Here is a 23554-nt window from a genome sequence, read left to right as displayed (position 1 = left end):
TTTTGCGGTTCGGGGCGGTGGGCCCGCTCTTACGATCTGCGGCACACCGCCGGGGACGTGGTGGCCGGCGGTCCGCGGTCGAGGGGGCACGCGGTCCCGCGAGCCGTCGGCACGGTGCCTCGGCGGTTCCTCACCGGGCGCGCGAGGTCCCGCGAGGCGGCGACGGGGGGCGGCGACGCGGGGCCGGGTGGCGCGGGCCGCGTGCCGGGCACCCGCACGGCCGGCGCGGAGGGATCGGGAATCGCCGCCGCGCCCGATATGCCTCGCCGGGTGTGACCGACACCATAGAATCGGCGCGAGACTCCGATGAGGGGGGCAATGGGGACGCCGCGGCCCGCGGTCCACCGGACGATCCTGGCGGTGGACGTGTCCGGGTTCGGCGCGCGTGACCTGAGCCAGCAGCAGGCCATCCGGCACGGCCTGTACGAGGCGCTGGTGGGCGCGTTCGCCGAGTGCGGCGTCGAGTGGACCGACGACTGGCACGGCACCTACCACGAGGACCGGGGCGACGGGCTGTTCGTGCTCGTGCCGGCCGGGGTGCCCAACAGCCGGGTGGTCAGCACCCTGCCGCACGCGCTGGTCGGCCGGCTCCGCAGGCACAACGCCACGTCCGCGCCGGAGGCGCGCATCCGGCTCCGGGCGGCGATCACCGCGGGCGAGGTGCTCAACGACGGCAACGGCGTGATGGGCGACGGCCTGGTGCTGGCGTTCCGGCTGCTGGACTGCGCGCCGCTGCGCGCCGAGCTGGCACAGCACCCCGGCGTGCTCGCGCTGATCGTGTCGGACCGGTTCTTCCAGGACGTGGTCCGGCCCGACCCGGCGTGCGACCCGGATTCGTACGGCGAGGTCGCGGTGGACGTGAAGGAGGTCCGCGGCACGGCGTGGATCTGCCGCCCGGACCACCCGCCGCCACCACCGCCGCCGCCGGGTAGGCGGGCCCGGCCGAGGTGGTCGGTGTCGGCGCTGACCGCGCTGCTGGCCCTCCCCCTGCTCTGCGACGCGCTGCTCGCCGCGCCCGTGCCGCCCGCGCCCTGCCCGGAGCCGGTGCAGCTCAACGTCCTGACCTCCACCGAGAAGCAGGACGTGGTGCGCGAACTGGCCGCCGCGTTCGAGGACGGTTCGGGCCGGTTGGCCGACAGCGGCTGCAAGCAGGCGGACGTGCAGGTGACGGACGAGGACTCGGCCACGGTCGCGGCGGTGCTGAGCCGGGGGTGGCCGGACGACGACCTCGCGCTGGCCGGCCCGGAGCCGCACGTGTGGCTGCCCGACACCGAGTGGGAGGTGGAGGAGGTCCGCCGGACCCTCGCCGCAGGCGGGCGCACCGACGTCGAGCTGACCGCCGAGGGCGCGGTCGCGCACTCGCCGCTGGTGCTGGGCGTCGCGCCGGCCCGCGCCCGCGAGCGGACCTTCCAGTGGCGCGACCTGGCGGCGTTCCGGCCGCTCGCCGCCGTCGACGCGGCCGACTCCGGCGCGGACCTGGCGGCGGCGGCCGCCCTGGCGCGGTCGGCGCTGGGCGTCACCGCCCTGGACGCGGGCGCGCTGCGCGGTGCGGGCGTCGCGCGCAGACTGCGGGACGTGGCGCTGCGCACCGCGCCGTCACGCGGCGACGTGTGCCCGGCCGCCGACCGGGCGGTGCTCGCCTCGGAGAAGACCGTCCGCGACCTGACGTGCCTGGTGCCGCTGTACGCGGCGGAGGGCACGCTGCACCTGGACCACCCGTTCGTCTCGGTGCGCCGCCCGGACCGGCCGCGCAGCGCCCGGCGGGACCGGGTGGTCGGCCTGTTCCGGGAGCACCTGTTCGCCCAGCCGGCCCAGGAGGCGTTCCGGCTGGCCGGTTTCCGGGACCGGGACTGGACGCCCGAGCCGCACCCCGACGTCCCGCGCGAGCGGCAGCGCGAGCTGGCCGTCACCGTCGAGCCGGAGGCCCTGCGCCCGGCGTGGCAGGCGGCGAACCGGCCGAGCCGCGTGGTGCTCGCCGTGGACGGCACGGAACGCGCGGTCCGGCTGGCGGACCTGCTCACCGAGCGGGTCGCGGCGCGCGGCGAGGTGCTGCGCCTGGACTTCTCCCCCGCCGAGCTGGCCTCCGTGGTGGAGCGCGCGGTCGACGCGCACGGCGCCGACCCGCCGGTCGTGGTCCTCAGCGGCGTGCCGCGGCCCGCCGTGCCGCGCCGCGAGGTGTCGACCGCGCCGGTGACCGTGTTCGGCGTCGGGTTCGCGCCGGGCGCGTGCTCGGCGACCGACCAGCTCGGCGCGTTCCGGTCCGCCTACCGCGGCAACTGCCACGAGGAGCCGGACGTGGACCGGGCGCTGGACGCACTGGCGGAGGAGTTGTGGGGTGCGCGTGGTTAGGTGCCTGTGGCTGCTGTGCCTCCTGGTCGCGTGCGGCGTCCCGGCGGTGGACCCGGCGGACGGCGCCCACGGCCGCATCACGTTCGTGGACAGCCAGGACCTGTCCCGGAACCCGTACATCAAGCAGCGCGTGGACGAGTGGAACGAGCGGAACACCCGCCACGACCAGGTGACCTACGTGTCGATGCCCAGGTCGACCGACGAGTACCGCGCGCAGCTGATGGCCCGCGCGCAGGACCTGGCGGGCGCGCGGGGCGACGTCCGGTCCCAGTGCTACGACGTGATGGCCCTGGACTCGGTGTGGACGGCGGGGTTCGCCGCGTCCGGCTACCTGGTGCCGCTGTCGCGCGCCGAGTTCCGCGTCGACGACTTCATGCCCGCGGCGGTGGAGTCCTCGACCACCCGCGACGACCCGGCCATCCGCGACGAGCTGTGGGCGGTGCCGTGGCGCGCGGACGTCGGGATGCTCTACTACCGCGCGGACCTGCTGGCCGCCGAGGGCCGCCGTCCGCCGTCGACGTGGGCCGAGCTGGAGGAGCTGGCCGCCACCCTGGGGCCGAAGCACGGGCTGGCGGGGTACGTCGCCCAGCTCAACCACTACGAGGGGCTGACCGTCAACGCCCTGGAGGCCGTGTGGGGCCACGGCGGCGACGCGGACCGGCTCGACGCGCCGGAGGCCGAGGCGGGCGTCGGGATGCTGGCGCGCGGCATCCGGCGGGGCTGGATACCGGAGGCCGCGCTCGGCTACGACGAGACGGCCAGCCTGGCGGAGTTCGCCGAGGGGCGGGCGCTGTTCCTGCGCAACTGGCCGTTCGCGCGGTCACGGCTCGACGCCTCGCCGCTGCGGGACCGCTACGGCGTGGCCGCGCTGCCCGGCGCGGGCGCGTTGGGCGGGTGGAACCTCGCCATCTCCCGGTGCTCGGCGCACCGCGGGACCGCGCGGGAGTTCATCCGGTTCCTGACCGGCGACGAGAGCCAGCGGTTCCTGCTGGAGAACGCCGGCTACCCGCCGACGCTGCGCGGCCTGTACGAGGAGCCGGACCTGAACGCCCGGCTGCCGCACCTGGCCGTGCTGCGGGCGGCGGTGGCCAACGCGCGCAACCGACCGGTCTCCGCCCACTACGACGAGGTGACCAAGGTGATGCAGCGCGCCCTGCACAGCGCGCTGCGCAACCCGGAGTCGCTGAAGGCCGAGCTGAGACAGCTGCCCGACCGCGTCCGGCGTGCGCGCGCGGGCCGGTAGCGCCGGCGCGCGGTCAGCGCGCGGCCGCGGCCAGGGCCGCTCGTTTCGCCTCGCGGTTCCAGTCGACCCAGCCGCGCACGACCAGCGCGGCGAACACCGTGTAGACCAGCGCGCTGAAGTACAGGCCGGACTGGAGCTGGAGCGGCACGCCGATCGCGTCCACCACCAGCCACACCAGCCAGAACTCGACCAGGCCCAGGCCCTGGAGCGCGAACGCGAGCACCGTGCCGACGAAGATCGCCGCGTCCGGCCACGGTGCCCACGACGCGTCCAGCGCGTCCAGGACCAGCGCGAACGCCGACGTGCCCACCACGAAGGCCGCTCCGACGGCGACGCGCTCGCGGACCGTGCCCCTGCGCACGACCACGCCGAACACCGGGTCGCGGCGGCGGGTCCACGCCCACCAGCCGTAGAGGGTGATCAGCGCGATCACGACCTGGCGGGACGCCGTGCCGCCGAGGTGCGCGGAGACGTAGACGACGAACAGGAGGGTGACCGACAGGAGCTGCACGGGCCACGTCCACAGCGACCGGCGCTGCGCCAGGTACACCACGACCAGGGCGAACACCTGACCGGTGAACTCGGCGTAGGACACCTGCTGGCCGAAGACCGTGAAGCCGTGATCCACCAGGACGCGCATCGCGTTCTCCCATCGTCTCTTCGCGGGGAACACCGGCCGGCGTCGCCGGATTCCCGACGTAACGCGGCCCACACGGTCCGTGGGCGCCGCGACGGCGGGGTCGGGGCGGCCCCGACACGCGACGGAGCCCCGCCCACGGTGGGCGGGGCTCCGTCGTCCGGCGCCGGGCCGAGCGGACCGGGTCGGGTCGGTCGAGCGGGTCGGGCTGGCCGGATCGGGTGATCCGGGGGCGAGCGGGGCGGGTCGGGCGGCGCCGTCCCGGTCACCGCTCGGGGCCGGGGTGCCAGCCGGGCTGGGACTGGTGCTGGGGCTGGGACTGGTGCTGAGGCTGGGACTGGTGGGGCTGAGGCGGGGACTGGTGCTGCGCCTGGTGCTGGGGCTGCGACTGCTGCTGGGGCTGGGGCGGCCGGGGCAGCCCCGCCGGGGGCGTGGGCGGGTCCATCTGCGCCTGCCACGTGGAGGTGGCGCGGGCGGAGGACGTCGCCGGCTCCGCGGCGCGGGCCGAGGACGTCACCGGCTCCCCGGCGCGGGCCGAGGACGTCACCGGCTCCTGCGACCGGCGCGGCTCGGGCGCGGACGCCTTGGCCTCCTCCTGCGCCCGCTGGAGCCACCCCTCCCAGCGCTCCTGCATGGGCCGCACCAGGCCGCCGCCGACGCCGACCACGACCACACCCGCCACCGTCGCCAGGACGGCGATCAGCACCGGCATGGTCACCGACACCGCGATGCCGAGCTGGTTCAGCGCGGCGATGACGCCGAGCGCCAGGATGAAGCCGTAGGCGGTGCCCCCGAGCGCCCGCGTGTACGGCCGCTCGCCGAGCGCGCCCGCGACCAGGCCGCGCACCGCCTTCCCGATGGCGGCGGCGACCAGGACGAGGACGATCGCCACGACGATGCGCGGCAGGTACGCGATGACCTCGTTGAGCAGGGTGCTCACCGCGTTGCCCGCGCCGAACACCCCGAACGCGAGCTGCAGCGCGATCAGCAGCACGGCGTAGTAGACGAGCTTGACGATCAGGACGGACGCGTCGATCGGCGACCGGCTCATCGCGCCGCCCAGGCCGGACCTCTCCACCAGCCGGTCGAACCCGGCCCGTTCGAGGAGGAAGCCCACCGCCTTGGCGAGCGCCTTGGCGATGAGCCAGCCGATCAGCAGCACGAGCAGGAAGCCGAGCAGCTTCGGCACGAACGTGGCCACCATCGCCCACGCCTGGCCGAGCCCGTCGGTGATCTGGGAGCCCACGTCGTCGTCCCTCCTCGGGAGTCGCACGGTGTCGCTTGGGGAGATCGTTTCCCAGGCCGCATCACCCGGCAACCTGAAGCTGTGGCACGAAAGGGTGACTCGCGTGGCGCGATCCCCGCGAACAGTCCAGAGTGGAATCACCGGTGGGGACCGGGGAGAGGGAAACGCCCGATGCGCTCGTGAGCGCGTCGGGCGTTTCCGTTCCCGCGCGCTAGAAGCGCTCGGTCCAGGCCGCGATCCCGCGACCGTCCAGATAGGACTGCACGAAGGCGGCCGAGGGCGGCTTGTCGGTCACCGGCCGCGGGTCGCCCGGACAGGCCGAGCTGCTGTCCGGCAGCACGCCGTCCACCAGGTAGCGGTCCACGGCCGCGTTGACGCACTTGTTGGCGCCGCCGTAGATGCCGTGCCTGCCCTCGTCCCGGACGGTGATCAGGCTGTGGCCCAGGCGCGACGCCATCGCCGGCCCGCTCTCGTACTGGGTCTGGGTGTCGCCCTCGGCCTGCACGACGACACCGATCGGGTAACCGTCCCGGCGCAGCTCCACCGGCGGCTCGGGCGGCGTGAACGAGCGGAAGGTGCACGTCGTCGGCGCGGCGCGGGCCACGCCGAACCCGTACGGGTAGCGCTCGCGGAACACCCGCATGTCCTCGAAGTAGGTCTGCACGTCGGTCGGCCAGTCCGCCTCGCACGTCACGGTGTCGAACACGCCCGAGCGCAGCTCCTTCCTGGCCGCCCGCGCCATCACCAGCCCCGACTCGGCGGTGGCGGCCGGGTCGCCCTTGAGCTGCTGGACGGTGGCCGCGATCTCCGACCACAGCGGGCGGTAGCGCGCGCCGACGCCGACCGCCGCGTCGAACGCCGTCCGGGTCTGCTCGCCGACCGGGTGCTCCGCCAGGCGCGCCGCGATCCGCTCCACCACGCCCAGCACCTCCTTGGCCGTCGTGCCGAGCCCGAACCGGTCGTTGCGGGCGGCGACCCAGTCGGCCCACTGCTCGACGTTGCGCCGGTAGGCGACGGCCTGCGCGCGGAACTGCTCGCGCCACACCCACTCGGGGTGCACGGCGGAGTCGAGCACGTTGCGGTCGAGGCGGTCCGGGAAGAGGCTGCCGTACACCGCGCCCAGGTAGGTGCCGTAGGAGTAGCCCAGGTAGTTCAGCTTCTCCTCGCCGAGCACGGCGCGCACGACGTCCATGTCGCGGGCGGTGTTCGGGGTGTTGACGTGCGGCCGGATGCCGCCGCCCGCGCGTTGGCAGGCGTCCTCGGCCGCGCGGGCCTCGGCGGCCCACTTCGGGAAGTCCGCGTCGATCGGCCGGGTGTCGGCGACCGCGAAGCCGGGACCGGTGCGGCAGTTCAGCTCGGTCGACCCGCCCACGCCCCTGGGGTCGAACCCGATCAGGTCGTAGACGGCGGCGGCGGCGGACTTCGCCAGGAACTTGGGCATGGTGATCCCGGAGCCGCCGGGGCCTCCGGGGTTGAGGACGAGGATGCCGCGGCGGCGGGCCGGGTCGGTGGCCTTCCGGCGGCTGATGTGCAGCGATATCCGGTCGGCCGCGGGGCGGGTGTAGTCCAGCGGCAGGACGAGGTCCGCGCACTCGAGACCGTCGTGGCAGGCTTTCCAGGTGAGTTGTTGGCCGGTGAAGGGTGCCAGCGGGTCGACGGACGGTGGTGAGCCGGACGTGCCGAAGGTAGGTGCCGCCGCCGTCGACAACAACAGCGTCGTCGCCAAACCGACCGACAGGATTCTGCGCATGGGCGACCTCCCGTGTGGTGGTGGGTGCTCCCGAAGGTAGGTCGATCGGGAGGCGACGACAGGTCGAGTCACTCGTTGGTGTGGGTGACCGGGAAGGCCCGCGCGGGGCCCTCGGCAGCGCACCGCCACCGGTGACCGGCAGGCGGCTCCGAGGTCCGACGGGCCGCGCACGGGGCCGACCGGGCAGCCCCGGCACGCGGCTCCGGGGGCCGACGGGTTACCGGCGCCCCGCCCGCACGCGCACCGCCCCGGACGTCGACCGGCGAGGGTGGACGGCCCCGCTCCCCGCCCGCCCGCACGGCCGAGAGCGGGCCGCGTGGGTGGCCCGCCGGGTGTGCGATGGTGGGGGTATGAGCAGCTCAGCCGAGGTGTTGCCCACGCTGTCGCGGGAGACGCTGCGCACCTTGCAGCGGGCCTCCGGGGACCTCGCCACGGCCAGCGTCGCCGAGATGGAGGCCCGCCTGCCCTGGTTCCGGCGGATGCCCGCCGACCAGCGGGCGGGCGTGCTGCTGCTGATCCAGAACGGGGTCGCCGGGTTCGTCTCCTGGCTGCACGACCCGCAGCAGGCCATCCGCCTCACGGCCGAGGCGTTCCGGTCCGCGCCCAAGGACATCTCGCGCTGGGTCAGCCTGCGCCAGACCGTCGAGCTGGTGCGCATCGCCCTGGAGCTGTTCGAGCAGCTGCTGCCGAAGCTGGCCGCCGACGAGGCCGAACGCGCGCTGCTCACCGAGGGCGTGCTCCGGTACGGGCGGGAGATCGCCTTCTCGGCCGCCACCTCCTACGCGGCGGCGGCGGAGGCCCGCGGCGCGTGGGACGCCCGGCTGGAGGCGCTGGTGGTGGACGGGATCGTCCGCGGCGACGCCGAGGAGTCGCTGCTGTCGCGCGCCACCGCGCTGGGCTGGGACCCGGCGGCCGAGGCGACGGTCCTGGTGGGCAACCCGCCGTCGGACGACCCGCCCGCGGTGGTCTTCGAGGTGCGCAGCCGGGCGGCCCGGATCTCCCGGCCGGTGCTGCTGAGCGTGCAGGGTTCCCGGCTGGTGGTCGTGCTCGGCGGCGAGACGGAGACCGGGGACGCGCTGGTGCGGCTGGCGGACGCGTTCGGCGCGGGACCGGTGGTGGCGGGACCGTCCGTGTCGAGCCTCGCCGAGGCGCACCGCAGCGCGGGCGACGCCCTGTCGGGGCTGCGGGCCGTCGTCGGCTGGCCGGCCGCGCCCCGGCCGGTGCGGTCGCTGGACCTGCTGCCGGAGCGGGCGCTGGCCGGCGACCCCGAGGCCGAGTGGCAGCTGGTGGACCGGGTGGCGCGGCCCCTGGAGGAGGCGGGCGGCGCGCTGCTGGAGACGGTCGACGCGTTCCTGGAGGTGGGTGGCGTGCTGGAGGCGTGCGCGCGGAAGCTGTTCGTCCACCCGAACACGGTCCGCTACCGGCTGCGGCGCGCGACGGAGCTCACCGGGAGGAACGCGAACGACCCCCGTGACGCGCTGGTGCTCCGGGTCGCGCTGTCGGTCGGCAGGCTCGCGCGGGCTCGCGGGTTGTGGTGACCCTCGTTCGGGTGTGACGCATTACGCACGTCCCGTTTGGGGTCATATGGGCCGTCATCGACAACACGCGGGGTCGTTCTACGTTCATCTTTGAGTCACCTTTGTAGGAACCCTACAACAGGCACCGCCGCGTTTCGTCAGTGGCAGCATCCCCGGCGACCGCCGGCAACGTGTTCAGTGAGCAGGTGATCGCGCTCCTCGCCCCCGGACAGGGGTCTCAGACACCCGGCATGCTGGCGCCCTGGCTCGACGTCGAGGGGGCCGAGCAGCGGGTGGCGGCGTGGTCGGACGCGACGGGGCTCGACCTGAAGCGGCTGGGCACCTCGGCCGAGGCCGAGGAGATCAAGGACACCGCCGTCACGCAGCCGCTGGTCGTGGCGCTCGCGCTGCTGGCGCACGAGGCGCTGCGGCAGCGGGTCGACCTGCCCGCGGACACCGTCGTGGCCGGTCACTCCGTCGGCGAGCTGGCCGCCGCCGCGATCGCGGGCGTGCTCTCCGCCGACGACGCCGTGGCGCTGGCCGCCGTGCGCGGCGCCGAGATGGCCGCCGCGTGCGCGCTGGAGCCGACCGGGATGGTGGCCGTGCTCGGCGGCGCGGAGGACGCCGTGCTGGCCCGGCTCGACGACCTCGGGCTGGTCGGCGCGAACCGCAACGGCGCGGGGCAGATCGTCGCCGCCGGTCGGTTGGACGCGCTGGACAAGCTGGTCGAGGACCCGCCCGAGCGGGCGAAGGTCCGCAGGCTCCAGGTCGCGGGCGCGTTCCACACCGGGTACATGGCGCCCGCCGAGGAGGCGTTGCGCGCCCGTGCCGCCGGGATCACCGTGGCCGACCCCACGCTGCCCCTGCTGTCCAACGCCGACGGCGCCGAGGTGACCTCCGGCCCCGAGGTGCTGGACCGACTCATCTCCCAGGTGACCCGCCCCGTGCGGTGGGACTCCTGCCAGGCGACGCTGGGCGCGCGCGCCGTGTCCGCGGTGGTGGAACTGCCGCCCGCGGGCGCGTTGACGGGCCTGGCCAAGCGCGAACTGAAGGGCACCCCCACGTTGGCTCTCAAGACCCCCGACCAGCTCGACCAGGTCGTGGCGCTGCTCGCGGAGGTCTCCGCATGACTTCCCTCGCGGCGCACACCGGCACCGCCGGCACGCGCATCCTCGGGCTGGGCAGCTACCAGCCCGAGACGATCGTCAGCAACCACGACCTCGCGCAGACGATGGACACCTCGGACGAGTGGATCCGGGAGCGCGTCGGCATCGTCAACCGCCGGTTCGCCAAGCCCGACGAGAAGCTCGTCGACATGGCGATCGAGGCGGGCGCGAAGGCCGTCGCCGACGCCGGGCTCACGCCGTCGGAGATCGACGCCGTGCTGGTCGCGACCTGCACCATGCCGTCGATGATCCCGAACGCGGCGGCGCAGGTCGCCGACCGGATCGGCGTGCGCGCCGCGCCCGCGTTCGACCTGAACGCGGCCTGCGCGGGCTTCTGCTACGCCCTGGCCACGGCCTCCGACCTGGTCCGCGCGGGCACCGCGCGGCACGTGCTGGTGATCGGCGCGGAGAAGCTCACCGACTGGGTGAACCCGACGGACCGGTCGACCGCGATCATCTTCGCCGACGGCGCGGGCGCGGCGGTCGTCGGGCCGGCGGACGAGGCGGGCATCGGGCCGGTCGCCTGGGGCAGCGCGGGAGACCTGGTGGACATGATCCACGTGGCCGACCGCAGCTCGTTCATCTTCCAGGAGGGCCAGTCGGTCTTCCGCTGGGCGACCACGCAGATCGCGCCCATCGCGCTGCGGGCGGTGGAACTGGCCGGCATCGACGTGTCCGAGGTGGACGTGTTCGTGCCGCACCAGGCGAACCTGCGGATCATCGAGGCGATCGCGAAGCGGTTGCGCGCCAAGGGCGCCCGCGAGGACCTCGTGATCGCCCGTGACATCGTGGACTCCGGCAACACGTCGTCGGCCTCCATCCCGCTCGCGCTGGACCACATGCGCGCCGCGGGCGAGGTCCGCAGCGGCGACGTGGCGCTGCTCGTCGGCTTCGGCGCCGGCCTGTCCTACGCGGGACAGGTCGTCCGACTGCCGTGATCCGACACCAGACTCCGGTGGGACAGCCCAGCCGGCGGACGCCAGAAGGAAGGGAATTCCAGTGAGCAACGAGGACATCCAGAAGGGGCTTGCCGAGATCGTCGAGGAGGTCGCCGGCGTCGAGGCGGCCGACGTGACGGTCGACAAGTCCTTTGTGGACGACCTGGACATCGACTCGCTGTCCATGGTGGAGATCGCCGTGCAGGCCGAGGACAAGTTCGGCGTCAAGATCCCCGACGACGAGCTGGCCAACCTCAAGACCGTGGGCGATGCGGTCAACTACATCGCCAGCAACGCATGACCACTGACAACGACGTCGTCGTCACCGGGCTGGGTGCCACCACCCCGCTCGGTGGCGACGTCGCCACCACCTGGGACGCGCTGCTCGCCGGCCGCAGCGGCGTCCGGCCGCTGGTGGGCGAGTGGGCGGAGAAGTTCGAGCTGCCGGTGCGCATCGCCGCGCAGCTCGCGGTCGAGCCGACCGAGATCCTGCCCCGCGTCGAGGCGCGCCGGTTGGACCGCTGCGAGCAGGTCGCGGTCGTCGCCGCCCGGCAGGCGTGGGCGGACTCCGGCCTCGGCGAGGGCGGTGTCGACCCGGAGCGGCTCGGCGTCGTCATCGGCACGGGCATCGGCGGCGCGATGACGCTGCTGGAGCAGGACGACCTGATCGAGACCGCCGGCCTGCGCAAGGTGTCGCCGCTGACCGTGCCGATGCTCATGCCCAACGGCCCGGCCGCGCACGTCGGCCTGGACCTCAAGGCGCGGGCGGGCGTGCACGCGCCGGTGTCGGCCTGCGCGTCCGGCGCGGAGGGCCTGGCGTGGGCGTGGCGGATGCTGCGCGCGGGCGAGGCCGACGTGGTCGTGGCGGGCGGCGCGGAGGCGTGCATCACCACGATCACGATGGCGGGCTTCATCCAGGCCCGGACCATGAGCACCCGCAACGACGACCCGGAGCGCGCCTCGCGCCCGTTCGACGTCAACCGGGACGGTTTCGTGCTCGGCGAGGGCGCCGGGATCATGGTGCTGGAGCGGGCGGAGTTCGCCCGCGCGCGCGGCGCCCGCGTCTACGGCAGGCTCGCCGGCATCGGCACCAGCTCGGACGGCCACCACATCACGGCGGCCGACCCGGAGGGCATCGGCCAGTCGCGGGCCATCGCGGCGGCGCTGCGCAGCGCCGGTGTCGACCCCTCCGACGTGGGCCACGTCAACTGCCACGCGACGTCCACCCAGGTGGGCGACGTGATCGAGCCGCAGGCCGTGCGGCGCGCGATCGGCGACCACCCGCTGCTGACCGCGCCCAAGGGCAACCACGGCCACCTGCTGGGCGCGTCCGGCGCGGTGGAGGCGATCACCACGCTGCTCTCGGTGCGCGACGGCGTCGTGCCGCCGACCCTGAACCTGGTCGACCAGGACCCGAGGGTGCAGCTGGAGGTCGTCACCGGCGAGCCGCGCAAGGTGGACCTGGTGGCGGCGGTGAACAACTCGTTCGGGTTCGGCGGGCACAACGTGTCGCTGGTCTTCACCAACGCCTGACCGCCCGACCCCACCGGGGCCGTTCCCCGGTCCGACGAGGCCGCTTCCCGGCGCGGGAGGCGGCCTCGTGCCGTCAACGGGCCTCCCGGCCTGCCGAAGCGGCCGCGGTCGGCGGACCGGTGCCCGCAGGAACCCGCGGCCGGCGGACCGGTGCCCGCGAAACCCACGGCCGCGGTCGTTGTTCCGGTGCCCGCGGGAACCCGCGATCGGCGGACCGGTGCCGGTGCGAGCCGGGGGGCGCTTCAGCAGGCCGCCGCCTGGGAGCCGGCGCCCTCGGTGCCGGAGTCGACCCGCAGGCCGCCCGCCTCCACCTGCATCGGGTAGACGACCCGCCACGTGATGCAATCGCTGCGGAGGTCCGGTGGCGCCTTCGCGACGTCCTGGGTGCTGACGAACGTCATCAGCACGCGCAGCCGGGTCCGTGACGCGGTCTCGACGCGGAGCACCTGGATCGTCCCGTCGCGCGACGACTCGTACTCGGCTTCCCAGCGGGCGCGCGGCGTGCGCCGGGTGCGCTCCGCGGTGACCGTCCTGGTCCACCGCGCGTAGTCGTGGGCGTTGATGGCGTCGAAGTGGTCCTGGAGCACGTCGCGGACGCGTGCGCCGTCGGGGTGCTGGGCCGCGTCGACGCTGAGCCGCACCGCCGGGCTGCCGGGCTGGGCGTCGCGCGGCACCGACGAGGACGGCGCGACGACCGGTTCGGCGGCGGCGCGCACGGGCCGCTGGTACAGCTCGCGCACCGGCACGCCGACCACCGCGGTCAACACCGCGGCCACCAGCACGGCGGGCAGCAGCAGCCGGAGTGACACGCCGACGAGCGTGCCACATCCCCCGGAACACGCCCAGCACCACCCGAACGGCGCAGCGGCAGACCCGATCCGGGCGGTCCCGCCCGTCCGCGGCCGGTTGCCATAAATGCGCAAACCCAATTTTCGGCCGACATCACACGTCCTATCGGACTATTCCCACGCCGTGCGGGGGATGGCCACCCGGAAGGAGTAGCGCGCCGCCCGCCGGCCGGCGAACCGCAGAATAGCGGAAGTGCGCGCGACCGCCCTGGTGAGCCCACGTGCCACTGTTGAACGATCCGGTGTCGTTTAGCGACAATGCCCGCCGAAGTGCACTCTATCCGGGCTCAAACCTCGCATCCGGGTGGTTCGACTGCTGCTAATGACACCGAAAGTGCTGCTCAACGCCACCTGCGGCGTCACGGATGGAGCAACGGGCTCCCCGAGATGGCGGATGGCGCCCACGAAGCCGCTGTGCGGGAATATGCCGGTCGAACAATTACAGGGAGGCGAATTCCCGTGGACCTCCGCTATGAGGCTTACTGCTTCGCGGACCGCCTCTTCTACGACGTGCAAAGCTCGACGAAAACCGCGGACGACGATTTTTCGCGAGTGCTCCCGCCGTTGTCGGAAGACTGGTCGCAGACTGATCTCACGATCTGGCGCTACCTCCAGCCCGCCGGCGCGGAGGTGCCCCGCCAGGGCTGGAAGATCCACGTGTCGGCCACCGTGCGCAACGCCGGCGAGGTCCTGCTGACCGCCTACGACTACCTGGTCGAGCACCGCATCCCGTTCAAGTACCTGCGCACCCGGTCGATCGTGCTGGCGCGCAACTCGAAGTACGCGCCGCGCGAGGCCAGCGGCAAGCTCATCACGATCTACCCGGCCGACGACGACCAGCTCGAAACCGTCCTGCGCGACCTCGACGCCCTGCTGGGGGGCAAGCCCGGCGCGTACATCCTCAGCGACCTGCGGTACGGCCGGGGACCGCTGTTCGTGCGGTACGGCGGATTCGTCGAGCAGTGGCTGGAGGTCGACGGCAAGCGCGTCCTGGCGATCGGGGGCCCCACCGGCGAACTCGTGCCCGACCAGCGCAAACCCACGTTCTGGGTACCGGACTGGATCACCCTGCCCCGGTGCCTGGAGGAGCACCTGGCCGCGCGGAAGGCCGGTGACGCGGAGTCGTTCCCCTACCGGGTGACCCAGTCGCTGCACTTCTCCAACGGCGGCGGCGTGTACCGGGCGACCCGCAAGTCCGACGGCGCGCAGGTGGTGCTCAAGGAAGCCCGCCCGCACGCCGGGCTGGACCGGGAGAACGTCGACGCGGTGGCGCGGCTGCGCCGGGAGCACGCGATCCTCACCCGGCTCGCGGGCGTGCCGGGCGTGCCCGAGGTGTACGAGCACTTCACCGCGTGGGAGCACGAGTTCGTCGCGATGCAGCCGGTGCCCGGCCGCCCGATCGGGCAGTGGCTGGGGCAGCACTACCCGCTCACCCACCACGAGGTCGGCGACCTCGCCGCGTACGCCGCGCGGGCGATGGCGGTCGTCGCGGCCGTGGAGCGGATCATCGCCGACGTGCACGGGCGCGGCGTGGTGTTCAGCGACCTGCACCCGCTCAACGTGCTGGTGGACGACGACGACTCGGTGTCCCTGATCGACTTCGAGCTGGCGTTCCCGGTCGAGGAGGACCGCAAGCCGACGCTGGGCTCCCCCGGTTTCCAGGCGCCGCCGGACCGCTCCGGGTTCGAGATCGACGAGTACGCGCTGGCCGCGCTGCGGCTGTACGTGTTCCTGCCGCTCAACGCGGTGGTCGAACTCGCGCCCGTGAAGCTGCGCACCCACGTGGAGTTCATCCGCCGCCGGTTCGACCTGCCCGACGAGTACTGCGAGGGCATCCTCGCCACCCTGACCCCGCGCGTGGACCCGCCCGCGCCGGTCGTCACGGCGCTGGACGAGCCGGAGCCGGACTGGGAGGTCGTCCGCAAGTCCGTCGCCGCCGCGATCCTGGCCTCCGCCACGCCGCACCGCGCGGACCGGCTGTTCCCCGGCGACGTCGAGCAGTTCGAGGTGGGCGGCGCGTGCTTCGCCTACGGCGCGGCCGGTGTGCTGCACGCGCTGGACGCGGCGGGCGAGGGCCGCTACCCGGAGCACGAGCGGTGGCTGCTGGACTCGCTGCGCCGCGACCCGCCGAAGGAGGTCGGGTTCTTCACCGGTGCGCACGGGATCGCGCACGTGCTGGAGAACTTCGGCTACCACGACGAGGCCGACGAGCTGGTCCGCGCGTACGCCGAGATCGTGCCCGCCACCAGGGACCACGGGCTCAAGTCCGGGCTGGCGGGCGTCGCCCTGAACCTGCTGCACTTCGCGGACGCCCGCGACGACGAGGCGCACGCCGCGCGGGCCGCCGGGCTCGGCGACCGGCTGGCGGCGATGCTCGCGGACGCGCCGCCACCCGGCGACAAGGCCCGCGCGGGCCTGTTGCACGGCTGGTCCGGACCGGCGCTGCTGTTCGTCCGGCTGCACGAGCGGACGGGCGACCGGCGGTGGCTGGCCGAGGCCGAGCGCGCCCTGGAGCGCGACCTGGCCGAGTGCATGACCGCACTGGACGGCTCGACGCAGGTCCGCGACGGCAACTTCCGCACCCTGCCGTACGTGGGCGTGGGCAGCGCGGGCATCGCGCTGGTGCTCGCCGAGTTCGCGCGGGTCGCGCCGGACGCGCCGTGCTCGGCCCGGCTGCCCGAGCTGGTCGGCGGCCTCACCGGCGAGTTCGTCATCCAGCCCGCGCTGATGCTCGGCCGGGCGGGCCTGCTGGCCGCGCTCGTGCACGGCGGCGGCCCGCGCGCGGCCGTCGACCGGCACCTGGCGGCGCTGTCCTGGCACGCCGTGCCCTACCAGGAGGGCCTGGCGTTCCCCGGCATCCAGCTGCGCCGGCTGTCGATGGACCTCAACACCGGTGGCGCGGGCGTGCTGATGGCGCTCGCGACCGCCACGAGCGGAGCACCCGTGCTGCCGTTCCTCCGGACCCCGGCCCCTCCGGGTCGGTCGCAGTAACCGTTCCCCCGAAGAAGATCCAAGGAGTCGACATGGAGTTCATCCTCGACCTGCAGGACCTCGAAACCCCCGAGGTCCAGGCCAACGCGATGGCGAGCGGCGGCAGCAGCGGCGGCGGTGGCGGCAGCACGACCGCCTCCAACGCGTCCCTGCTGCTGCCCTGCAGCCACTCCACCGTGAGCCTCGTCCTCTGCTGACGGAGCCGCGCTGAGCAGGCGGTGAGCGGCGCAGGCGAAGTGCGCCGCTCACCACCGCACGAGGGTCCGGCGGCGGTCGCCCGGTTCGCACCCGGGTGGCCGGCGCCGGGCCCTCACCCATGATGGGCCCCGACCCGCTGGAGCACGAATGCTGCTGAGATCGGTCGTCCTCCGCGACCCGCGCTGGCTGCTGCTGGCGCTCAACGCGCTGCTGGCCACCGCCGCGGGCCTGCTGCTGCCGACCGCGCTGGCCGACGCCGTGGACGCCGTCCTGTCCGGGCGGCCGACCGGCGCGACCGTGCTGTGGCTGGTCGGCCTGGCGGGCGTGGAGGTGGTGGGCGACGCGATCGGCGTCGTCCTGGCGGCGGCGATCACCGCGCGCGGCACGGCGTGGCTGCGCCGCCGGCTGACCGCCCGCCTGCTGGACCTCGGCCACCCCGGCCGGTTCGAGGCCGGTGACGCGGTGAGCAGGCTGACCGGCGACAGCGCCATCGCGGGCGGGTACGCCGTGCTGCTGGTGAACCTCGGCATCACGGTGACGACGGCGTGCGGCGCGGTGGTGGCGCTGGCGCTGCTGGACTGGCGGCTCGCGGTGGTGTTCCTGGTGAGCGTGCCGCCCGCGCTGCTGCTCGTGCGCTCGCACCTGAAGCTGACCGCCGAGGACGTGGCCACCTACCAGGAGGTCTCCGGCGAGCTGTCCGCGCGGCTGCTGGACGCGGTCGGCGGGCTGCGCACCATCGCGGCGTCCGGCCGCGCCGACCAGGAGGCCGCGCGGGTGCTGCGGCCACTGCCCCGGCTCGCGGCGGCGGGCGTCGGCATGTGGCGCACCCAGGCGCGGATGATCTGGCGCGCCGGGCTGCTGCTGCCCACCGTGGAGCTGGCCGTGCTGACCGCCGCCGGGTTCGGCGTGGTCGCGGGCAGGCTGAGCGTCGGTGACGTGCTGGCGGCGCTCGGCTACGCGGGGCTCGGCCTGGCCGTGGTCGGCCAGGCGACCGTGCTGACGGCCGTGCAGCGGGCGCGGGCGTCGGCCGCGCGGATCGACGAGGTGCTGACGGCCACCGCGCCGGACGCCGCCGAACCGGCCACCGCGCCGGCCGGTTCGGTGGAGCTGCGCGGCGTGTCGGTGCCGGACGCCCTGCACGAGGTGGACCTGGTGGTGCCACCCGGGACGTTCCTGGCCGTGGTCGGGCGGTCCGGCGCGGGCAAGTCGGCGCTGGCGGCCGTGCTCGGCGGGCTGACCGCGCCCGCGTCCGGCGAGGTGCTGCGCGGCGGGTCGGTCGGGTACGCGTTCGAGCGGCCCGCGCTGCTCGGCGCGACCGTCGCGGACGCCGTCGGCTACGGCACGTCCGCCGACCGGGAGCGGGTGGTGGCCGCGTGCCGCGCCGCGCAGGTGCACGACGTGGTGGTGCGGCTGCCCGACGGCTACGACACGCCGGTGGCCGACACGCCGCTGTCCGGTGGCGAGGCGCAGCGCCTCGGGCTGGCCCGCGCCGTGGTGCGCGACCCCGGCGTGCTCGTGCTGGACGACGCGACGGCCAGCCTCGACACCGTCACCGAGTCCACCGTGGAGGACGCCCTGGCCTCGGCGCTGCCCGGCCGCACCAGGGTCGTCGTGACGCACCGGGCGGCGACGGCGCGGCGGGCGGACCTCGTGGTGTGGCTGGAGGACGGCCGGGTGCGGGCGGTGGCGCCGCACCGGGCGCTGTGGGACGACGCGGACTACCGGGCGGTGTTCGGCTGATGGGAGCTTACTTCCGGGCGTTGGCGGGACGGCGGCGGGCGGTGCTGGCCCTGCTGGGCTGGTCGGTGCTGGAGGGCGTGCCCGCGCTGCTGTCCGGTCGGCTGGTCGGCCTGGCGGTGGACCGGGGGTTCGCCGTCGGCGACGTGCGGACCGGTGTCGGGTGGCTGGTGGCGTTCGCGCTCGTGGCGGTGCTCGGCGGGCTCGGGCTGCGGCAGGTGTTCACGCGGCTCGGCGACGTGGTGGAGCCACTGCGGGACGCCCTGGTGGCGGCGGTCGTGCGGGGCGTGCTGCACGACGGCCGGTCGCACCGGCGGCAGCCGGACGCCGGCGCGGTCGCCCGGATCACCCGGCACGTGGAGGTCGTGCGCGACGCGACCGCCGGGCTGCTGGTGCAGGCGCGGGCACTGCTGGTGACGACCACCGCCGCCCTGGTGGGCCTGGCGACGACGGTGTCCTCGCTGGCGTGGCTGGTCGTGCTGCCGGTCGTGGCGGCGCTGGCGCTGTTCGGGCTGCTGCTGCCGTCGCTGGCGCGCGGTCAGCGCGAGCTGGTGCTCGCCGACGAGGGCGCCGCCGAGGTGGCGGGCACCGTGCTGTTGGGCATGCGGGACGTGGTGGCCTGCGACGCGCGGTCGCACGCCTCGGCCGACGTGCTGCGGCAGGTCGACCGGCAGGCGCGGGCGACCGTGCGCATGGCCTGGGCGTCGGCGTCGCGCGGGGTCGTGATCTCGGTCGGCGGCTTCCTGCCGCTGGCGCTGCTGCTGGTGCTGGCCCCGACGATGGTCGCGGCGGGCACGCTGACCGTCGGCGACGTGCTGGCGGCCGTGGTGTACCTGAGCACCAGCGTGCAGCCGGCCCTGCGGCGGCTGGCCGACACGACGAGCACCGTCGTCCTGCGGCTGGCGGTGGCGCTGCGGCGGCTCGCGGAGGCCGCGCCGGAGGTCGAGGAGCAGCCGGGCGACCTCGTTCCGGGTGGCGACGGGGTCGAGCTGCGCGGTGTGACGTTCGGGTGGGGTGAGCACGCCGAGCCGGTCGTCCGCGACCTGGACCTGGTGCTGGCGCGCGGGTCGCACCTGGCGGTGGTGGGGCCGAGCGGGATCGGCAAGTCGACGTTGGCCGGGCTGATCACCGGGCTGGTCGCGCCACAGGCCGGTGCGGTGCTGTTCGGCGGCGTGCCGGTGCGGGAGGTGCGGCCGGCGGAGCGGCACCGGCGGATCGCCCTGGTGCCGCAGGAGACCTACCTGTTCACCGGGACCGTGCGGGACAACCTGGCGCTGTTCGCGCCGACGGCCTCCGACGACGTCCTTCTCGCGGCGGTGGCGGCGGTCGGCGCGGGAGCGGTCGTCTCGCGGCTCGGCGGGCTCGACGGCGCGGTGGGGCACGCGGGGGCGGGCCTGTCGGCGGGTGAGGCGCAGTTGCTGGCGGTCGCGCGGGTCTACGCGTGCGAGGCCGACGTCGTGGTGCTGGACGAGGCGACGTCGAACCTGGACCCGGCCGCGGAGGCCGTGGTGGAGCAGGCGTTCGCGGCCAGGGGCGGGATCCTGGTCGTGATCGCGCACCGGCTGTCCTCGGCGTTGCGGGCGGACCGGGTGCTGGTGATGGACGGTGGCGCGCCGCTGCTCGGCTCGCACGAGCGGCTGATGGCGGAGTCCGCCACCTACGCGGAGCTGATGGCGGCCTGGCAGCCGGTCGTGGCGGCGGGGTGACCGCGTGGCCCGCCGTGCTTCCGGGCCGCGTCCTGCCGGGCCGCGTCCTGCCGGCCCGTGTCCTGCCGGCCCGTGCGCTGCCGGCCCCTGCGCTGCCGGCTTCCCGTGCTGCCGGCTCGCCGTGCCGGGGATGCCGCGGTGTGCGGTTGTTTGCGGGGCGTTCGGGGGCGGTTCGCCGGCGGTGACGGGCGGTTCACGAGTGGTTGCGCGCGGTTTGCCGATAGGGGCGGCGGGTTTGCGGATGGCCCCGAGTTTGCGGTCGGTTTGCGCCTGGTTTGCGGGCCGCCGCCCCCGGTATCAATTCTACCGGCCGGCACCGACAAAAACCGGTGAGCAAGTTTGAGAAGGCACTCAAGTGGGTACCGCGCGCTTTTCCGGGCGCACGGCCGGCGGGATTCGTGGGGTGCTCCGCCCCGGCTCGTCCCGTCGAGCGGGGGCAGGGACGCGGACAGGCGGTGCGGGGGTTGCAGCGCGCCGGCGCGGGCGACGCGGTTCGACCGGGTCCCGGTCGAGCCGCTCGGACAGCCGGCGCGGCAGCGACGGCGTGCAGGCGCGGGCGCATCAGGTGCCGGGCGCACCCGGTACCGGACTCAGCGGGTGCCGGGCGGAGCAGGTGCCTGGCGCACCAGGGGCTGAGCAGGCCCGATGCGGCGGGCGGGCACGAGCGGGAACAGCATCGATGCGGCGGCGCGGGCACCAGCGGGCCCGGTGCGGCGGCGCGGGCACCAGCGGAACAGCATCGATGTGGCGGCGCGGGGGTGGGTTCGAGGTGCTGTGGGCGCGCTGGAAGACCGCAGGTCCCACTGGGTTCCCCCACGCCGGCGCGGGCGCGCCACCCCGTCGGCGGGGTGGCGCGCGGGCGTCCGGCCGGTGCTCAGCCGACGCGGTGCAGCCAGGTCACCGGCGCGCCGTCGCCCGCCCGCCGGAACGGTTCGAGGGCGTCGTCCCAGGCCGCGCCCAGGATCTCGTCCACGCCGTGGGCGAAGGACTCGCCGCCCCGGCTGCGCGCCGCCAACGCCCGCAACTGGTCCTCGGACACGACGATGTCGCCGTTCGCGCTGGTCCGCGCGTGCCACAGGCCCAGCACGGGCGCGAAGCAGTAGCGGACGCCGTCGACACCGGGGCTCGGGTCCTCGGTGACCTCGAACCTCAGCATCGGCCACGCGCGCAGCGCGGACACGAGCCGCGCGCCGGTGCCGGCCTCGCCGGTCCAGGCGCACTCGGCGCGCAACTGCCCCGGCGCGGCCGGTTGCGCCGCCCACTTCAGGTCCACGCGCTCGCCGAGGGTGCCCGAGATCGCCCACTCGACGTGCGGACAGACCGCAGACGGCGACGAGTGGACGTAGACCACGCCACTGGTGCTGCCACGGGTGCTCACAGCTGACCTCCGCTACTCGACGAGGGACGTCTTCCCCTACGGCCTGTCGATGCGCGGACGATCTTGCGAATTCCCGACTTGGTCATTCTGCCCGTTGTGGGAGCGGTCCGCCAGAAGAACCAGCACGTCCATCACCCAGGCGGGTCAGATACAGGACTTTCGACCCTAATGTGCGACCCCGCACCCCGCCGAGGGGTCTACAGGGTCACATTCCGACATCACTCCGACACGTTCACGTGATCAATGGCCCTCGAAGTGGTAACCGCCGCGACCCCGTCCACGCGGCCCGCTCGGGTCGGCCGGGCCGTCGGTCACCGTGCCGGCGACGTCGCCGCCGCCCAGCGGCAGGCCGGTCGCGCCGGTCAGGGCCCGGCACACGTCCATTCCGGTGATGGCGGTCACGGGAAGTGTCATCCCGCGATCCGAACGGCCGAGGCGCCCCCTGCGGCGCTACCGTGTTCGACCGTGTGGAACGGTGTGATCTTGTGCGGCTGATCCGGCTCGGTACCGAGCCGTCCCAGGTCGGCGTGGACGTGCGGGCCGCGCTGAGCACGTGCGGCGCGGGCGACTCCGTGCTGGGCGGTGTCGCCATGCTCGGCGTGACGCCACCGGACTGCCCGCGCGCGCTGGACGCCCTGGTCGTGCTGCCGCGCGGGGTGCTCGTCGTGGTCGGCGTCGACCTGCCGGACCCCGCCATGCGGCTGGAGGCGCCGCTCACCGGCCAGTGGAAGATCGACGGCTGGCCGCTCACCCGTCCCGACGGCGCGACCAACCCGGCCGCCGAGGCGCTGGCGGCGACCACGGCGGTGGCCCGGCGCATCCAGCAGATGCGCGGCGAGCCGCTGCCGGTGACCACCGTGGTGGCCGTCGGGCCCTACGTGGCGCAGGTCGTGCAGCCGACCGTCGACCTCAACCGGGGTGTGCGCGTGCTGCACCCCAAGCCGACCACGCTGCTCGCGGCGGCGCGGGAGCTGGCCACCAGCGACCGGCCCTGCTCGGCCGACCACGCGGCGAGGCTGCTCGCCGTGCTCGCGCCCACCGGCACGCCGCCGGACACCCGGCAACTGCGGGCCGAGGGCTTCCCCGACGCGGCGGCGGACCTGGCGTCGGCCAGCACCGTGTACCTGCCCAGGGTCGCGCCCGCCCGCCGGAAGCCGAAGTGGCTGCCGTACGCGGTGGCGGCCGTGGTGGCGGTGCTGGTGGTGATCGCCCTGGTCCTCACGCTGACCGCGGGCGGCAAGCCGGAGGCCGCCTCCTCCGCCGCACCGACGACGCCGCGGCCGACCACCGTGGTGGTGGACGGCCGCAACTTCGCGCCCAAGGGCGCGGACCGGACGGAGGACTGCGCGAAGCACGCGTTCGGCGACGTGCAGGCGTGGCTGTCGGGGCACCTGTGCCTGCAACTGCGCCGGGCGCAGTACGAGACGGCGGTCGACGGGCGCCGGGTCGGCGTGGCGGTGGCCGAGCTGAACCTGCCGGACGCCGCGCGGGCGGGCGAGTTCCACCGGGTCGCGTCGACGGCGGGCGCGGGCGGGATCACCGCGCTGGTGAAGGAGGGCAGAGCGTGGCCGGGCGGCCCGCCCTCGTTCGACCGGTCGGCGATCCGGGCGACGCTGAAGAACGCCCAGGTGCGGATCACCCAGGCGGTGTGGGCGGAGGGCGACTCCGACCCCGCCGACCCCCGGCTCGCCGCGCTGGTCGAGCAGGCGCTGCGCCTGCCGACGACCCAGTGACCGCGTGCCCGGAGCGGGGCGGGTGACCGCGACCGGTGCGGCGCGCCGGACCACGGCGGTGAGCCGGCGGCAAGCGGGTGGCGTACCGCCGGGACGAGCCGGAGTTCGAGCGCGGTGGCGTGCGGTCGCGTGGTGACGCGGGCGCTCAGCGACCCGCGCGCACGAGGCCCACGGCGATCAGCCCGAACGCCACGTGCAGCACGATCGCCAGGCCGGCCACCGTGCACAGCATCTCCGTACCCGGCCGCCCCGACAGCGCGCCGCAGCAGAACAGCCAGCCGGCGACGGCGATCGCGAACCCGAGGCCCAGCACCGCTTTCGGCACCTGCGCCAGGCACAGCAATGCGTTCTTGCGCGCGCGGAACAGGGTGAACGCCACCACCGGCACGATCAGGAATCCCGGCAGGTGCACCGCGATGGGCGCGAAGTCCGGGGTGTCGGGCAGGAACGCGGTGCCGATGAGGAACGCGCACCACAGGACCGCCGCGGTCGCGAGGGCAACGGTTCCTCTGGTCACTTCCGCAGTGTAATGAGCGGAGCCCTCGCTTCTCGGATCTGACACCCAATGGCGCAGAAACCGTACA

19 protein-coding genes are annotated in these 23554 nt (G+C 74.8%); 12 read left to right on the top strand and 7 right to left on the bottom strand.

The genetic code is table 11. The features are described 5' to 3' along the window. Positions 1-318: 318 nt before the first annotated feature. Positions 319-2349, top strand: coding sequence for a substrate-binding domain-containing protein (locus C8E97_RS36435; protein WP_170211703.1), 2031 nt, complete (start codon positions 319-321; stop codon positions 2347-2349). Next, positions 2336-3592 (top strand): ABC transporter substrate-binding protein, encoded by a 1257-nt coding sequence (locus C8E97_RS08930; protein WP_121003369.1) that lies wholly within the window; start codon positions 2336-2338, stop codon positions 3590-3592. Before C8E97_RS36435 ends, C8E97_RS08930 begins: the two co-directional genes overlap by 14 nt. A gap of 13 nt (positions 3593-3605) precedes the next feature. On the opposite strand, the gene pnuC is transcribed toward C8E97_RS08930, so the two are convergent. The 3 genes from pnuC to C8E97_RS08915 form a co-directional block, all read right to left on the bottom strand. Beyond that, the gene (gene pnuC / locus C8E97_RS08925; RefSeq protein WP_121003367.1) at positions 3606-4232 is read right to left on the bottom strand and encodes a nicotinamide riboside transporter PnuC; all 627 of its coding nucleotides are present in this window, start codon (positions 4230-4232) and stop codon (positions 3606-3608) included. Positions 4233-4494: 262 nt separating this feature from the next. Further along, on the bottom strand, positions 4495-5475 hold the full coding sequence (locus tag C8E97_RS08920) for a mechanosensitive ion channel family protein (protein ID WP_121003365.1): 981 nt from the start codon (positions 5473-5475) through the stop codon (positions 4495-4497). 211 nt (positions 5476-5686) lie between these two features. Then, positions 5687-7225: an alpha/beta hydrolase gene (locus tag C8E97_RS08915; RefSeq protein WP_121003363.1), complete on the bottom strand. Its 1539-nt coding sequence runs from the start codon at positions 7223-7225 to the stop codon at positions 5687-5689. A gap of 350 nt (positions 7226-7575) precedes the next feature. Between C8E97_RS08915 and C8E97_RS08910 the strand changes: the two genes are divergently transcribed. From C8E97_RS08910 to C8E97_RS08890, 5 genes are all read left to right on the top strand, one after another. Further along, positions 7576-8763 carry a PucR family transcriptional regulator gene (locus C8E97_RS08910; RefSeq protein WP_121003361.1) on the top strand — a complete coding sequence of 396 codons (1188 nt, stop codon included), beginning with the start codon at positions 7576-7578 and terminating at the stop codon, positions 8761-8763. Positions 8764-8933: 170 nt separating this feature from the next. Then, positions 8934-9872, top strand: a complete 939-nt coding sequence (locus tag C8E97_RS08905) for an ACP S-malonyltransferase (RefSeq protein WP_281275317.1) — start codon at positions 8934-8936, stop codon at positions 9870-9872. Continuing rightward, complete coding sequence (locus tag C8E97_RS08900) at positions 9869-10846, top strand: beta-ketoacyl-ACP synthase III (protein ID WP_121003359.1); 978 nt, start codon at positions 9869-9871, stop codon at positions 10844-10846. Before C8E97_RS08905 ends, C8E97_RS08900 begins: the two co-directional genes overlap by 4 nt. Before the next feature lie 61 nt (positions 10847-10907). After that, on the top strand, positions 10908-11147 hold the full coding sequence (locus C8E97_RS08895) for an acyl carrier protein (RefSeq protein WP_033437259.1): 240 nt from the start codon (positions 10908-10910) through the stop codon (positions 11145-11147). After that, on the top strand, positions 11144-12379 hold the full coding sequence (locus tag C8E97_RS08890; RefSeq protein ID WP_121003357.1) for a beta-ketoacyl-[acyl-carrier-protein] synthase family protein: 1236 nt from the start codon (positions 11144-11146) through the stop codon (positions 12377-12379). Before C8E97_RS08895 ends, C8E97_RS08890 begins: the two co-directional genes overlap by 4 nt. Positions 12380-12621: 242 nt before the next feature. On the opposite strand, the gene C8E97_RS08885 is transcribed toward C8E97_RS08890, so the two are convergent. Then, positions 12622-13188 carry a hypothetical protein gene (locus C8E97_RS08885; RefSeq protein WP_121003355.1) on the bottom strand — a complete coding sequence of 189 codons (567 nt, stop codon included), beginning with the start codon at positions 13186-13188 and terminating at the stop codon, positions 12622-12624. A 498-nt stretch (positions 13189-13686) separates the two neighbouring features. On the opposite strand from C8E97_RS08885, the gene lanKC reads away from it, so the two are divergent. From lanKC to C8E97_RS08865, 4 genes are all read left to right on the top strand, one after another. Further along, a complete protein-coding gene (gene lanKC / locus C8E97_RS08880; RefSeq protein ID WP_121003353.1) occupies positions 13687-16218 on the top strand; it encodes a class III lanthionine synthetase LanKC in 2532 nt (843 codons plus the stop codon). Positions 16219-16250: 32 nt separating this feature from the next. After that, positions 16251-16415, top strand: coding sequence for a SapB/AmfS family lanthipeptide (locus C8E97_RS08875; RefSeq protein WP_121003351.1), 165 nt, complete (start codon positions 16251-16253; stop codon positions 16413-16415). Between the two features lie 148 nt (positions 16416-16563). Then, positions 16564-18156, top strand: coding sequence for an ABC transporter ATP-binding protein (locus tag C8E97_RS08870; RefSeq protein ID WP_121003349.1), 1593 nt, complete (start codon positions 16564-16566; stop codon positions 18154-18156). Then, a complete protein-coding gene (locus tag C8E97_RS08865) occupies positions 18156-19859 on the top strand; it encodes an ABC transporter ATP-binding protein (protein WP_121003347.1) in 1704 nt (567 codons plus the stop codon). Before C8E97_RS08870 ends, C8E97_RS08865 begins: the two co-directional genes overlap by 1 nt. Before the next feature lie 874 nt (positions 19860-20733). Here C8E97_RS08865 and C8E97_RS08860 read toward each other — a convergent pair. Further along, on the bottom strand, positions 20734-21237 hold the full coding sequence (locus C8E97_RS08860) for a DUF3145 domain-containing protein (protein WP_121003345.1): 504 nt from the start codon (positions 21235-21237) through the stop codon (positions 20734-20736). A gap of 240 nt (positions 21238-21477) precedes the next feature. Further along, on the bottom strand, positions 21478-21651 hold the full coding sequence (locus C8E97_RS34370) for a hypothetical protein (protein WP_170211702.1): 174 nt from the start codon (positions 21649-21651) through the stop codon (positions 21478-21480). Positions 21652-21722: 71 nt separating this feature from the next. Here C8E97_RS34370 and C8E97_RS08855 point away from each other — a divergent pair, with 71 nt between their 5' ends. Next, positions 21723-22970: a hypothetical protein gene (locus tag C8E97_RS08855; protein ID WP_121003343.1), complete on the top strand. Its 1248-nt coding sequence runs from the start codon at positions 21723-21725 to the stop codon at positions 22968-22970. Between the two features lie 145 nt (positions 22971-23115). Here C8E97_RS08855 and C8E97_RS08850 read toward each other — a convergent pair whose 3' ends face one another. Further along, the gene (locus C8E97_RS08850; protein WP_121003341.1) at positions 23116-23487 is read right to left on the bottom strand and encodes a hypothetical protein; all 372 of its coding nucleotides are present in this window, start codon (positions 23485-23487) and stop codon (positions 23116-23118) included. Positions 23488-23554: the final 67 nt, after the last annotated feature.

The sequence above is a fragment of the Saccharothrix australiensis genome, assembly GCF_003634935.1.
Taxonomy (GTDB): Bacteria; Actinomycetota; Actinomycetes; order Mycobacteriales; family Pseudonocardiaceae; genus Actinosynnema; species Actinosynnema australiense.
Note: the sequence above shows the minus strand (reverse complement) of the source record. Positions and strands in the feature narration are given on the sequence as shown.